Annotated in this window: 10 protein-coding genes; 3 read left to right on the top strand and 7 right to left on the bottom strand. The window is 74.1% G+C overall.

The window, feature by feature from the left end; genetic code table 11:
• Positions 1-101: 101 nt before the first annotated feature.
• The 5 genes from ACI8AP_RS14975 to crcB form a co-directional block, all read right to left on the bottom strand.
• Complete coding sequence (locus tag ACI8AP_RS14975) at positions 102-1,709, bottom strand: methyl-accepting chemotaxis protein (RefSeq protein WP_456590152.1); 1,608 nt, start codon at positions 1,707-1,709, stop codon at positions 102-104.
• A gap of 297 nt (positions 1,710-2,006) precedes the next feature.
• Positions 2,007-2,744, bottom strand: a complete 738-nt coding sequence (gene otsB / locus ACI8AP_RS14970) for a trehalose-phosphatase (protein ID WP_456590151.1) — start codon at positions 2,742-2,744, stop codon at positions 2,007-2,009.
• Positions 2,741-4,156, bottom strand: coding sequence for an alpha,alpha-trehalose-phosphate synthase (UDP-forming) (locus ACI8AP_RS14965; RefSeq protein ID WP_456590150.1), 1,416 nt, complete (start codon positions 4,154-4,156; stop codon positions 2,741-2,743). The genes otsB and ACI8AP_RS14965 overlap by 4 nt, the downstream gene beginning before the upstream one ends.
• A gap of 49 nt (positions 4,157-4,205) precedes the next feature.
• Positions 4,206-4,565 carry a fluoride efflux transporter FluC gene (locus ACI8AP_RS14960; protein WP_456590149.1) on the bottom strand — a complete coding sequence of 120 codons (360 nt, stop codon included), beginning with the start codon at positions 4,563-4,565 and terminating at the stop codon, positions 4,206-4,208.
• Positions 4,562-4,945 (bottom strand): fluoride efflux transporter CrcB, encoded by a 384-nt coding sequence (crcB, locus tag ACI8AP_RS14955; protein WP_456590148.1) that lies wholly within the window; start codon positions 4,943-4,945, stop codon positions 4,562-4,564. The genes ACI8AP_RS14960 and crcB overlap by 4 nt, the downstream gene beginning before the upstream one ends.
• 88 nt (positions 4,946-5,033) lie before the next feature.
• On the opposite strand from crcB, the gene ACI8AP_RS14950 reads away from it, so the two are divergent.
• The 3 genes from ACI8AP_RS14950 (at position 5,034) to ACI8AP_RS14940 (ending at position 9,107) form a co-directional block, all read left to right on the top strand.
• A complete protein-coding gene (locus ACI8AP_RS14950; RefSeq protein ID WP_456590147.1) occupies positions 5,034-6,131 on the top strand; it encodes a CaiB/BaiF CoA transferase family protein in 1,098 nt (365 codons plus the stop codon).
• 211 nt (positions 6,132-6,342) lie between these two features.
• Positions 6,343-7,881 carry a murein biosynthesis integral membrane protein MurJ gene (murJ, locus tag ACI8AP_RS14945; protein ID WP_456590146.1) on the top strand — a complete coding sequence of 513 codons (1,539 nt, stop codon included), beginning with the start codon at positions 6,343-6,345 and terminating at the stop codon, positions 7,879-7,881.
• A gap of 83 nt (positions 7,882-7,964) precedes the next feature.
• Positions 7,965-9,107: an ATP-grasp domain-containing protein gene (locus ACI8AP_RS14940; RefSeq protein ID WP_456590145.1), complete on the top strand. Its 1,143-nt coding sequence runs from the start codon at positions 7,965-7,967 to the stop codon at positions 9,105-9,107.
• Positions 9,108-9,121: 14 nt separating this feature from the next.
• Here ACI8AP_RS14940 and ngg read toward each other — a convergent pair whose 3' ends face one another.
• Together ngg and ACI8AP_RS14930 are read right to left on the bottom strand one after the other, a co-directional pair.
• Positions 9,122-10,882, bottom strand: coding sequence for an N-acetylglutaminylglutamine synthetase (gene ngg / locus ACI8AP_RS14935; RefSeq protein WP_456590144.1), 1,761 nt, complete (start codon positions 10,880-10,882; stop codon positions 9,122-9,124).
• A gap of 11 nt (positions 10,883-10,893) precedes the next feature.
• Positions 10,894-12,678, bottom strand: a complete 1,785-nt coding sequence (locus ACI8AP_RS14930) for an N-acetylglutaminylglutamine amidotransferase (protein ID WP_456590143.1) — start codon at positions 12,676-12,678, stop codon at positions 10,894-10,896.
• Positions 12,679-12,884: the final 206 nt, after the last annotated feature.

Genomic DNA, 12,884 nt, shown 5'->3' with positions numbered 1-12,884 from the left:
CTCAGGCCAGCAGATTTGTCGACCCGAGCACGAGGAGAGGCGGGGGGCGCCCGACCGGAATGGTCGGAAGCCCCCCGCCTCGGGGAGTCGCCGGCGGTGCGTCAGTAGACGAAGCGCCCCACGGTGGTCCGCAGGTCCGCCGCCATCCGGGACAGCTCGTCCACGGCGACCCGCGTCTGGGTCAGCGCCTGGGTGGTCGAGTCGGCCGCGGTGGAGACCCCGGTGATGTTGGCCGCGATCTCGCCGGTGCCGCCGGCGGCCTCCTGCACCGATCGTGACATCTCGTTCGTCGTCGCCGTCTGCTCCTCCACCGCGGACGCGATGGTGGTCTGCCGGTCGGAGATCTGCGCGACGATCGTGCTGATCTCCTCGATCGCGGTCACCGCAGCCGTCGTGTCGCCCTGGATCGCCAGCACCCGGCGGGCGATGTCCTCGGTCGCCTTCGCCGTCTCCTGCGCCAGCTCCTTCACCTCGTTGGCCACCACCGCGAAGCCCTTGCCGGCCTCACCGGCCCGCGCGGCCTCGATGGTGGCGTTGAGCGCCAGCAGGTTGGTCTGCTCGGCGATGCTCGTGATCACCTTGACGACGTTGCCGATCTCCGCCGAGGACTCGCCCAGCTTGGCCACGGTGGCGGTGGTGGTCTCCGCCGCCGTCACCGCACGCGCCGCCACCTCGCTGGCCTCCGCCGCGTTGCTGGCGATCTCCCGGATCGAGGCGCCCATCTGCTCCGCACCCGCGGCGACCGTCTCCACGCTGCGGGAGACCTCCTCGGCCGCCGAGGCCACCACCCCGGACTGCGTCGAGGTCTCCTCCGCACCCGCCGCGATCTGCGCCGAGGAGGCCGACAGCTCCTCCGACGACGCCGCGACGGCGTTCGCCGAGTCGGCGACCGAGGTGAGCACACCCCGCAGGCTGGCCCGGGCGGTGTCGAGCGCGGCCGCCATCTGGCCGACCTCGTCCCGGGAGGAGACCCCGGTGTCCACGGTCATGTCGCCCGTCGCGAGGGCGTCCAGGGACTGCTTGACCCGCTGGACCGGCCGGGTGACCGAGCGCAGCGTCAGCACGCTGATCCCGATGATCACCAGGACGCCGACGGCGGCCGCGATCTCCGCCACGACCGCCGCCCGCGCCAGCGCCTCGTCGAGCCGGACCTGCGCGGCGTCGCTCTCGGTCCCCAGGACGTCCTTGGCCTCGCTGACGGCGCCGTCGGTCAGGTCGTTCGCCTGCTGGATCTCCTCCCAGCGCGGCCGCATCGCGGCGGGGTCGGCGACGGCCAGGTCCACCCACGCGGAGATGGCATCGGTGTAGGCCTCGAAGCTCTCGGACAGGCCGGCCACCGAGTCGGCCGCCCGGCCGCTGAGGCGGATCGTGGCGAGCTCGGCCAGCATGCCCTCGGGCGTGGCGATGTCCTCGGCGAGCTCCGCGCGCTGGGCCTGGGGGTCCTCCCGGACGAGCGTCTTGAAGCCGTCCACCTTCAGCTCGCTGGCCCGGGTGTCGAGCTGGAGCACCAGCTCCTCGGCCTCGTTGAGGCGCTGCAGCTCGGCGTTCGCGTCGTGCACCGTCGCATTGCCGACCAGGACCGCGGACAGCAGCCCCGCGAAGGCGGTCACGACGACACCGATCAGGATGCCGAACTTCACCGCCAGGGGGCGGTCGGCGAACCACCCGGCACGCCGCCGGGTACCGGGGGAGGGGAGTGGTGCGTGCACGCTGGACCGTCCTGGGGGAGAGGTGCCCGCCGGTGTGGCGGCTCGCTCATTGTGGTGACTCCACCCAGGTCGCAGAGCACCGTTCCGCAGCGGATTGCACATCGTTATGCCATCGCCGGGTCAGCGACTCCGGCACGCGATTCATCGACAATCCCGAGACGCTCGTCGTCGCGTGCCAGGTCCATTCCCGCATTTCGAGGAAGGGTATTGCGGGCATGTCGACACCCCAGGGCCCGGTGACCGCCGGGCAGCGGTCCGGCCGCGCGCCGCGCGGTGCGACACGGAGACGGAGCGGGCTCAGCCCAGGCGGTCGGCGAGCGCCCCGAGGAGGCCCACCACGTCCTCGGGCCCGGTCACGCGGTGGCGGGCGGCTGTCTCGCCGTCGCCGACCTTGACCGTCAGGTCATCCGGCCGCAGCGCCCGGAACGCGTCCTCGTCGGTGACGTCGTCGCCCAGGTACAGCGCCGCCCGGGCACCCAGCTCGCCGACGAGCCGCTGCAGCGCGGCGCCCTTGTGCGCGTCGGTGACGGCGACCTCGAGGACGTCCTTGCCCGGCTTGAGCGTCAGTGACGGATCCACCGCCCGGCGGGCCTGTTCCAGCAGCTCGGCCGCTCGGGTGCGATCGGCCACCTGCCGCACGTGGACGGCGACGCTGGCCGGCTTGATCTCCAGCCGGGCGCCGGGTGTGCTCTCGACCAGCGGCCGCAGCACCCCGGCGAGCTCGTCCCGCCGACCGGCGTCCGCGCCGGCGAGGGGGCCGTCGAACTCCGCCCCGTGGCTGCCGATCCAGCGGAAGGGACCGGACAGGCCGCTGGTCCGGCGCAGGTCCTCCACCCCGCGACCGCTGACCAGGGCCACCGTGACGCCGTCGGCCGCCGCCAGCCGCGCCAGCGCCTCGGCCACGCCGGGCTCCGGGACGGCCGCCGCCGGGTCGTCGCGCAGTCGGGCGAGGACGCCGTCGTAGTCGCTGGCCACCAGCAGCGGTCGGCGTGCGGCGAGCGCCGTCAGCGCCTCGTCGAGGCCGGGGGAGGTCACGCCTGGCCCCGCAGCGCCTCGAAGAACGAACTGGCCCAGTGGTCCAGGTCGTTGCGGAACAGGTGCCGGCGCATGGTCCGCATCCGCTTGGCCGCCTCGGCCGGCTCGATGCGCAGCGCCCGGACCAGCTGCGTCTTGACGCTGGCGATGTCGTGCGGGTTGACCAGGAAGGCCTGCCGCAGCTCCGCCGCCGCCCCGGCGAACTCCGACAGCACCAGCGCGCCACGGAGATCACCGCGCGCCGCGACGTACTCCTTGGCCACCAGGTTCATGCCGTCGCGGTAGGGGGTCACGAGCATGACGTCGGCGGCCCGGTAAAGCGCGGCGAGCTCCTCGCGCGGCATCGACTGGTTGAAGTAGTGGACGGCCGGGCCGGCGATGGACCCGAAGACGCCGTTGATGTGGCCGACCTGCTGCTCGATCGTCTCCCGCATGTGCACGTAGTGCTCGACGCGCTCCCGACTCGGCGTCGCGACCTGCACCAGCACCGTGTCCGGCGCCTCGATCGCACCGTCCTCGAGGAGCTCCTGGAACGCGTTGAGCCGGACGCTGATGCCCTTGGTGTAGTCCAGCCGGTCGACACCCAGGATGATCTTGTCCGGGTTGCCGAGCTCGGCGCGGATCTCCTTCGCCCGGGCGAGCACCTCCGGCGAGGAGGCGAGCTCGTCGAAGCCCCGGACGTCGATGGAGATCGGGAAGGCCTTGGCCACCACCGTGCGGCCGTCGTACTCGATCTGATCGCGCTTGCAGCTCAGGTCGTGCAGCCGCCGGGCAAGCTGCACGAAGTTCACGGCCGCCGACGGGCGCTGGAAACCGACCAGATCCGCGCCGAGCAGGCCCTCCACGATGGCCGACCGCCAGGGGAGCTGGGTGAACAGCTCGTAGGGCGGGAACGGGATGTGCAGGAAGAAGCCGATGGTCAGGTCCGGCCGGACCTGGCGCAGCATCGCCGGCACCAGCTGCAGCTGGTAGTCGTGCACCCAGACGATGGCGCCCTCGGCCGCCACCGCCGCGGTGCGCTCGGCGAACCGCTTGTTGACCTGCACGTAGGTGTCCCACCAGGCGCGGTGGTACTCGGGCTTCTCGACCACGTCGTGGTACAGCGGCCACAGCGAGGCGTTCGACATGCCCTCGTAGTAGCGGTCGACCTCCTCCTCGCTGAGCTCGACGGGGATCAGCGACATGCCACCGGACTCGAAGGGCTCGGGCGCCTCGCCGGCGGACCCGGACCAGCCGACCCACGCGCCACCGCGCCCGGCGACGAACGGCTCGAGCGCCGTGACCAGCCCGCCGGGGCTCCGCTGCCACCGGGTGCTGCCGTCGGGATCGGTGACCTGGTCGACCGGCAGCCGGTTGGCGACCACGACGACGGGGCTGTCGGCCCCGACCCTCTGCTCCGTGTTCTCCGCCATACCGCCCTGACCCTATCCAGCACCGGCCCGTCCCGCTGCGCGGGGCCGCTCAGATCACCCGGCCGAGCACGTACCCGCCCGCCGCGGCCGCCAGTCCCACCAGCACGGTCGCGGCGACGTAGCCCACGGCGCGGAGGGGGGCGCGGGCCTCCGCGAGCCGGACCACCTCGGTGCCGAACGTCGAGAACGTGGTGAGGGTGCCGCACAGGCCGACGCCCACCAGCGCGACGACCCACGCCGGGGCGGTGGCGGTCCCGAGGAGCACGCCGAGCAGTGCGCTGCCCGCGACGTTCACGGTGAAGGTGCCCAGCACGCTGCCGGTTCCGCGGCGGGCCACGGCGACCCGCTCGGCCAGCAGGCGCAGCGGCGCGCCGACCAGGGCGCCCGCGACCACCAGCCACGGCGTCACCGAGGCCCTCCGGCGAGGGTGCGGCCGGCCAGCGTCCCAGCGGCCGCGGCGATGACGCCGCCGAGCACCGAGAGGGCGACGTAGGACAGCGCGGTGCCGACCGCGCCGGACTCCACCAGCCGCACCACCTCCACCGCGAAGGTCGAGTACGTGGTGAAGCCGCCGAGCACGCCCACGCCCAGGAACGGGCGGGCCCAGGGGGAGCCCGGGGCCCGCGCCACCAGGACGGCCGCCAGCGCGCCGAGGAGCAGACAGCCGGTCACGTTCACGCCGAGGGTGGCCCAGGGCAGGCCGGCGGGGGACGGCGGGAGCGCCTCCGCCACCGCCCAGCGGGCGAGGGCACCCAGCGCGCCGCCCAGGGCAGCGAGCAGGTAGGCCATGTGACCAGGCTCTCCTCCCGGGTGCGGCGTCGGGCAGCATGCCTCCGGGAGGGTCGCACGAGCGCGGCCCGGAGCAGGGGAGGACGCCGTGGGACCGCTGGAAGGTGTGCGGGTCGTCGAGTTCGCCGGGCTCGGGCCCGGTCCGTTCTGCGGGATGCTGCTGGCCGACCTCGGTGCCGACGTCGTCCGCATCGACCGCAAGGGCGACCGCGGGGGACTGCTGGGCTCGCTGGGCGCGACCTCGCTGCTCGACCGCGGCAAGCGCTCGATCGCCCTCGACCTCAAGGACCCGGACGACGTCGGCGTGGTGCGCGCCCTCGTGCGGCGGGCCGACGTCCTGCTGGAGGGGTTCCGCCCGGGCGTGATGGAGCGTCTGGGGCTGGGACCGGACGAGCTGCTGGGGGAGCACCCCGCGCTCGTCTACGGCCGGATGACCGGCTGGGGGCAGACCGGGCCGCTCGCGCACAGCGCCGGCCACGACATCGGCTACATCGCGCTGACCGGCGCGCTGGGCGCCAGCGGGCGCCCGGACGAGCGCCCGGCCCCGCCGCTGAACCTGCTCGGCGACTTCGGGGGCGGGGGAGTGTTCCTGGCGCTCGGTGCGCTCGCCGCGCTGCTGCACGCCCGGGCCACGGGGGAGGGGCAGGTGGTCGACGCGGCGATCGTCGACGGCACCGCCGTCCTGACCACGATGATCCACGGGATGCTGGACGCCGGGGTGTGGACCGACCGCCGCGGCCGCAACCTTTTGGACACCGGGGCGCCTTTCTACGATGTCTACCGCTGCGCCGATGGGCAGTTCCTCGCCGTCGGCGCGCTGGAGGAGCAGTTCTACGCCGCGCTGCTCGAGGGCCTCGGGCTCGCCGGGGACGAGACGCTGCCGCGCCGCGAGGATCCCCGGCAGTGGCCGGCGCTGCGGGAGCGGTTCGCCGGGGTCTTCGCCTCCCGCACCCGCGCCGAGTGGTGGTCGGTGTTCGAGGGCACGGATGCCTGCGTCGCGCCGGTCTGGTCGCTGCTGGAGGCGACCGAGGACCGGCACAACCGCGAGCGGGGGGTGTTCGTCGAGGTCGACGGGGTGCGGCAGCCCGAGGTGGCCCCCCGGTTCTCCCGCACGCCGGGCGCCGTCGGCAGCGTTCCGCGGCCCGGCCAGCACGGCGACGAGATCCGCGCCGAACTCGGGCTCTGAGCGACGTCCTGGCTCACCTGCCGGGGTCCTGACTCACCGTCGACAGTGAGCCAGGACCCCCGACGATCAGGTCACCTGATCACCGATGAGGGCGAGGGTGGCGGCGGGTCCGGTGCAGCCCCGGCCCGGTCGACCGTCATGATCGGACCCCGTGACACGTGACGGGGGACCCCCACCCGGGGACGCCCGGCGCGGGCCCCGGCGCGGGGGAGTGGCACGGGCAGCGACGCTCCTGATCTCCCTCACCGCCGTCAGCCAGCTCCTCGGGTTCGTCCGGGACGCCGTCATCGCCGCCGTCTTCGGTGCCGGCGCGGCGCTCGACGCCTACCTCGTCGCCCAGGGCGTCATGAACCTGGTGCTCGCGCTGGTCGCCGGCGCGCTGGCGCGGGCAGTGGTGCCCCCCGTCGCCCGTGCGGTGGCCGCGGACGACGGCCCGCGGGCCGATCGCACGGTGCGCACGGTGCTGACCCTCGGCACGCTGGTGCTCGTCGCCGGTTCGGTGCTGATGTTCCTGGCCGCCGAGCAGGTGGTCGCGGTGCTGGCCCCCGGCTTCGACGAGGCGACAGCAGCGCTGACCGTCGAGCTCACCCGCATCGTGCTCATCGCCGCCGTCTTCATCGCCGCCACGGACATCCTCGCGGCCGCCTGCCAGGCCCACGGCCGCTTCTTCGCCTCCGGGCTGCAGGGCGTCCCCTTCAACCTCGTCATGATCGGCGCGGCGCTCTGGGCTGGCGCGCGTTTCGGGATCGAGGCGCTCGCGGTCGGCTTCGTCGTCGGCTCCGCCGTCCGCATGCTCGTCCAGCTCCCTGCCGTCCGCGCCGCCGGCATGCGGCTGCGGCCCCGGCTGGCCCTGCGCGATCCGGACGTCCGCGAGGTGCTCCGGCTGACCCCGCCCCTGCTGGTCGGCAGCGCGGTCCTCAACGTCAACACGCTCGTGGACCGGGCCGTCGGCTCGGCGCAGGGAGAGGGCGTCATCACCGCGCTGAGCCTCGGCTTCCGCGTGATCCACCTCGTCGACGCGCTGCTCGTCGCGACGGTCGTGGCCGCGCTGTACCCGACGTTCAGCGCCGTGGGCGCACCCGACCGCCGGGCCGACCTGCGCGCCCTCGTGGACCGCACGTCACGGCTGCTCGTCGCCCTGCTGGTCCCCGTGGTCGCCGCGCTGGTCGTGCTGGCCCGGCCGGTCGTCCAGTTCCTGTACGGCCGGGGCGACTTCGACCAGGCCGCGGTGACGGCGACGGCCACCGCCGTCGCCTTCTCGGCCGCGGCGGTCCTCGGCATCGCGCTCCGGTCCACCACCGCTCGGGCCAGCCTGGCGGTCGGGGACAGCCGGACCCCCACGGTCGTCGCCGTGGCCGCCATGGTCGTCAACGTCGTCGGCGACCTCACCCTGGGGGTCGCCTTCGGCATCGCGGGCCTGGCGGCGTCGACGAGCCTGTCCCTGCTGCTGGCGGCGGCGCTCGCCGTGGCCCTCCTCGCGCGCCGGCACGCCGCTGTCACCCCGCGGGCACTGGTGGGGACGGTCGCGCGCGCCTCCGCGGCGGCAGCCGCCGGGGGGCTCGCCGCCACGGCCGTGCTCGCGGGGTGGGCGGGCGAGCCGGCGGACACGCTGACCGCGGCCGGTCAGATCGTCTCGGGAGGCCTCGTCGGGGCCGCCGTCTACGCCGCCGCCCTGGCCGCGCTGCGCGGGCCGGAGCTGGGCGAGCTGCGCGACCTCGCACGCCGCCGTCTGCGGCGCCCGGTCTCCTGAGCCGCCCACCGACCTCCCCCCCGTGCGGGCGGGCGGGACGGGGCACCCACCCGCAGCCCGACCCGACCTCATAGGGTTGCGCGATGCCTTCTGCCGGTCGCGCGCTCGTGCTCACGTCGAGCCGGGACCGCGGGGCGCTGGCGGCCGTCCGCGCGCTCGACCGGGCCGGCTGGCACGTCGGCGTCGGGTCGCCCGACGCGGGTGGCATGGTCGCCGCCTCCCGCTCCAGCCGGCGGACCCACCACGTACCCCGCCCGCGTGGGCACATGGACGACTTCGTGGCGGCGGTCCGGCGCGCCGTCGCCGGGGGCGGGTACGACGTCGTCTTCGGCAGCGGCGATGACTGGATGGCGGCCCTGGCGGTCAGCGCGGGATCGGTACCCGCAGTGGTCGTCCACCCGCCGGCCGAGGTCGCCCTGGCCGCGCTCGACAAGGCCGAGCTGGCGCAGCGCGCCACCGACGCGGGGCTGCCCTCCCCCCACACGGAGCTGGCGACCCCGGCCGCGCTCGCCGGCTGGACCGGACCGGTCGTGGTGAAGTGCCGCGCCCACTGGCAGCCGGGTCTGCGGCAGCGGCTGCGCATCGAGGCGCGCCGCTACCCCGATGTCGAGCAGGCACGGCCCCGGGTCCGGCTCCTGCAGGACGCGGGCTTCGAGGCGCTGCTGCAGGAACCCGTCGACGGGGAGCTGGAGGCGCTGGTCGGGCTGCTGCACGAGGGCCGGCTCCACGGGCGCGTCCAGCAACGCGCGCTGCGGCTGTGGCCGACGCCGAGCGGGGTCACCAGCCGCGCCGTCACCGTGCCGGTCGACGAGGAGCTCGCCGCCGGTGCGACCCGGCTGCTGACCGGGCTGGGCTGGTCGGGGCTCGTGCAGCTGCAGTTCCTGCGCGACGATGACGGTGGCCTGCGGCTGATCGACCTCAACGGCCGGTTCTTCGGGTCGATGGCCCTGTCGACCGCGGCCGGGCCCAACCTCCCGGACGCCTGGGCACGGCAGGCGCTCGGGCTGCCGCTGCCGCCGCTGCCCGACGGGACCGCCGGGGTGCGCTACCTCTGGACGGCGGGCGACTTGCGGCGGGCCGCGGCCGAGCGCCGGGGTGGACTGCTCGCCGACGGCGCCTCGGTCCTGCGCTGGTTCCCGGGCGCCGTCTCCAGCGTCTGGGACGCCCGCGACCCGGGGCCGACCCTGGCCCTCGCCGCCGAGCGCGTGCGGCGGCGCCGGGTCTGATCCCGGCCCGGGCGTCAGCCGCGGCGGCGGGTCTCCGGGAAGAGCAGGTCGACGAAGCGCTCCGCGGTCGGCTGGGGCTCGTGGTTGGCCAGCCCCGGCCGTTCGTTGGCCTCGATGAACACGTAGTCGGGCCCGCCGACGTCGGGCACGAGGAAGTCGATCCCCGTCACCGGGATGTCCAGCGCCGTGGCGGCGCGCACCGCGGCATCGGCGATCTCCGGGTGCAGCCGGTCGGTGACGTCCTCGATCGTGCCCCCGGTGTGCAGGTTCGCCGTCCGCCGCACCTGGATCCGCTCGCCGTTGCGGGGGACGTCGTCCATGTCGTAGCCGGCTGCGGCGATGACCTCGACGGTGGTGTCGTCCAGCGGGATCCGCGACTCGCCACCGGTCGCCCGCTCCCGGCGGCGGCTGGTGGAGCGGACCAGGTCGGCGACGGTGCTCCGGCCGTCGCCGATGATCTCCGCGGGCCGCCGGACCGCGGCCGCGACCACCTCCCGGTCGATGACGACCACCCGCAGGTCCTGGCCGGGCACCAGCTCCTCCACGAGGACGTCGGGGCAGAACTGGGCCGCGTGGTGGACGGCGCGCTGCAGGGCGGCGTCCCCCTTGACCCCGACGGTGATGCCCTTGCCCTGCTCTCCCCGCGCGGGCTTGACGACGACGGCGTCCACCTCGCGCAGCAGGGCGGAGGCGGCCGCCAGGTCCTCCGCGGTGGCGCGGGCGCCCCGGGCCACCCGGACCCCCGCCCGCTCCATGATGCGGCGGGTGACGCGCTTGTCGTCGCAGCGGCTCATCGCGACCGCGGTGGTGAACTCCGAGAGCGACTCGCGGGTGAGCACGGTCCGGCCACCGACCGACAGCCGCATCTCGCCCCACTCGGCGTCGGTGACCTCCACCCGGATGCCCCGGCGCAGCGCCTCCTCGGCGATGATCAGCGCGTAGGGGTTCAGGTTCTCCAGGCCGGGGGGCCGGGCGGCGAACAGCGGCGTGTTGATCGGGTTCTTCCGCTTGACGCAGACCGCCGACACCCGGGTGAACCCGAGCTTGCGGTAGAGCGCGATGGCGCCGCTGTTGTCGTGCATGACGGAGAGGTCGAGGTAGGAACGGCCACGGCCGACGTAGCGCTCGGCGAGCACCCGCACCAGCGCCTCACCCGTCCCGGGCGGGGCGTCCTGGTTGTGCACGGCCAGGCACCACAGGCTGGTGCCGCCCTCGGGGTCGTCGAAGGCCAGGACGTGGTCGACCCCGGTGACCGTGCCGACGATGGCGCCCGTCCGCCGGTCCTCGGCCACCAGGTACGTGAAGCAGCGCGTGCGGTGGTTGCGCCACATGACGTCGGCGTCGCCCACGACCATGCCGTTGAGCGCGTAGATCTCGTTGATCCGGTCCATGTCCGCGCGCGAGGTCGCGGTGCGGACGAACACCCCCCGGATCAGCTCGTGCCGCGCCCGGTAGCGGTGCAGGTCCAGCCGGTAGGTGTAGCTCGGGTCGATGAACAGCTCGTCGGGTGCGAGCCCCACCAGCACGTGCGGGTCCCGGGGGTAGATGCAGATGTCGCGCTCGCCGGTCTCCTCGGCGCGCAGCGCGTCGACGATGCCCTCCAGGTCGGAGAAGGTCTGGCCGTAGACCAGCCGCCCCCACCCCATGTCGAGCACGACGTCGGACTGCATGCCCTGCAGCTGGTGCTCCGACGGCTCCCGCCACGAGTGGTCGGTCAGCGCGGGCGTGCTGGCCACCGCAGTCCGGCGTCGGTGGCCGGCGAGCCGGGGTGCCATGGTCATCTCCCTCAGACCGAGTGCGTCTGCAGCCACAGCTCCAGCAGGCCCAGCTGCCAGAGCTTGTTCCCGCGCAACGGCGTCAGCTCGCCGTTCGGGTCGGCGAGCAGCTCCCGCACGTACTCGGGACGGAACAGCCCGCGGTCCCGGGCCGCATCGCTGGAGAGGGCGTCCCGCACCAGGTCCAGCACCTTGCCCTGCAGGTGGGTGATCGCGGGCACGGGGAAGTAGCCCTTGGGCCGGTCGATGACCTCCGGCGGGATGATGCGCCGTCCGATGGCCTTGAGGATGCCCTTGCCGCCGTCGGCCAGCTTCAGCTCCGGCGGGCAGAGGGCCGCGAGCTCCACGAGGTCGTGGTCGAGGAACGGCACCCGGGCCTCCAGGCCCCAGGCCATGGACATGTTGTCCACCCGCTTCACCGGGTCGTCGACGAGCATGACCTCGCTGTCCAGCCGCAGCGCGGCGTCGACGGCCGTCTCGGCCCCGGGCGCGGACATGTGCTCGCGCACGAAGGCCAGGCTCGGGTCCTGGTCGAGCGCGTACCGGCCGGAGACCACGTGCCGCATCTGCGCATGGTCGCGGTCGAAGAAGGCCTTCGCGTAGGTGCGCACCGCCTCGTCGCGGTCCACGCCGGCCAGCGGCGGGTACCAGTGGTAACCGGCGAAGACCTCGTCGGCACCCTGGCCCGACTGCACCACCCGGATCGACTGGCTGACCCGTTCCGAGAGGAGGTCGAAGGCGACGACGTCGTGGCTGACCATCGGCTCGGCCATGGCACCGATGGCGTGCCCGAGCGAGCCGGCCAGTTCGTCGGAGCCGACGCGGATGCGGTGGTGGTCGGTGGCGAAGCGCTCGGCGATGACGTCGGAGTACTGGAACTCGTCGCCCTCGCGGCCACCGACGGACTCGAAGCCGATGGAGTAGGTGGCCAGCCCGGTCTGGCCCTCCTGGGCCAGCAGGCCGACGATCAGGCTCGAGTCCAGCCCGCCGGAGAGCAGCACGCCGACCGGGATGTCCGCGACCAGGCGGCGCCGGACGGCGACCCGCAGCGCCTCCTCGATCGCGTCCTCCCAGTCGCGAGCGGACCAGTTCGCGTGCTCGGGACGGCGCTCGTAGGTGGCCTCCCAGTAGCGGTGCTCGCGGCTGGTGCCGTCGGGCTCGATGACCCGGACGGTGGCCGGCGGCAGCTTGCGCACGCCGTTGAGGATCGTCCGGGGCGCGGGGACCACGGCGTGCCAGGTCAGGTAGTGGTGCAGGGCGACCGGGTCGACGGAGGTGTCGACCTCACCGGCGCGCAGCAGGGCCGGGAGGGTCGAGGCGAACCGCAGCCGCTTGCCCGGCGTCTCGGAGAGGTACAGGGGCTTGATGCCCAGCCGGTCGCGCGCCATGACCACCCGGCCGGTGTCCCGCTCGGCGATGACGAAGGCGAACATGCCGTGCAGGTGCGAGACGACGTCGGTGCCCCAGTGGTGGTAGCCCTTGAGGATCACCTCGGTGTCGCTGTGCGAGAAGAACCGGTAGCCGTGGCCCTCGAGCTCGGCCCGCAGCTCCTGGTAGTCGTAGATGCAGCCGTTGAAGACCGCGGTCAGGCCCAGCTCGTTGTCGACCATCGGCTGGGACCCGCAGGTGGTGAGGTCGATGACCGAGAGCCGGCGGTGCCCGAAGGTGATCCGCCCGTTGCTCCAGAAGCCCTGGCCGTCCGGACCGCGGGGGACCAGGGACTCGACCATGCGGGTGACCGCTGTCGTGTCGGCCATCGAACCGTCGAACGTGATCTCGCCACTGAGGCCGCACATGCAAGATGATCTAACCCCTCTCGGCGGAAATCCGCTCGTCGAGACTCCCCCGGGCGGGGCGGTCGTGGCGCACCTCACGCGCGGTTCCACGTGGAACGACGAAGCAGGAGCCGCCGTCCCGACCGCCGCATCCTGGCTCACCTGACGGGGTCCTGGCTCACCTGACGGGGTCCTGGCTCACCGTCCACCGTGAGCCAGGACCCCGG

This window comes from Blastococcus sp. SYSU DS1021, assembly GCF_054050995.1.
This window is presented reverse-complemented; position numbering and strand designations above follow the sequence as displayed.

What these genes read in the sequence shown, in the direction of transcription:
- ngg (WP_456590144.1), bottom strand. Translation starts at nt 10,882, where the DNA reads ATGGCACCCCGGCTCGCCGGCCACCGACGCCGGACTGCGGTGGCCAGC.
- ACI8AP_RS14940 (WP_456590145.1), top strand. Translation starts at nt 7,965, where the DNA reads ATGCCTTCTGCCGGTCGCGCGCTCGTGCTCACGTCGAGCCGGGACCGC.
- ACI8AP_RS14930 (WP_456590143.1), bottom strand. Translation starts at nt 12,678, where the DNA reads ATGTGCGGCCTCAGTGGCGAGATCACGTTCGACGGTTCGATGGCCGAC.
- crcB (WP_456590148.1), bottom strand. Translation starts at nt 4,945, where the DNA reads ATGGCCTACCTGCTCGCTGCCCTGGGCGGCGCGCTGGGTGCCCTCGCC.
- ACI8AP_RS14965 (WP_456590150.1), bottom strand. Translation starts at nt 4,156, where the DNA reads ATGGCGGAGAACACGGAGCAGAGGGTCGGGGCCGACAGCCCCGTCGTC.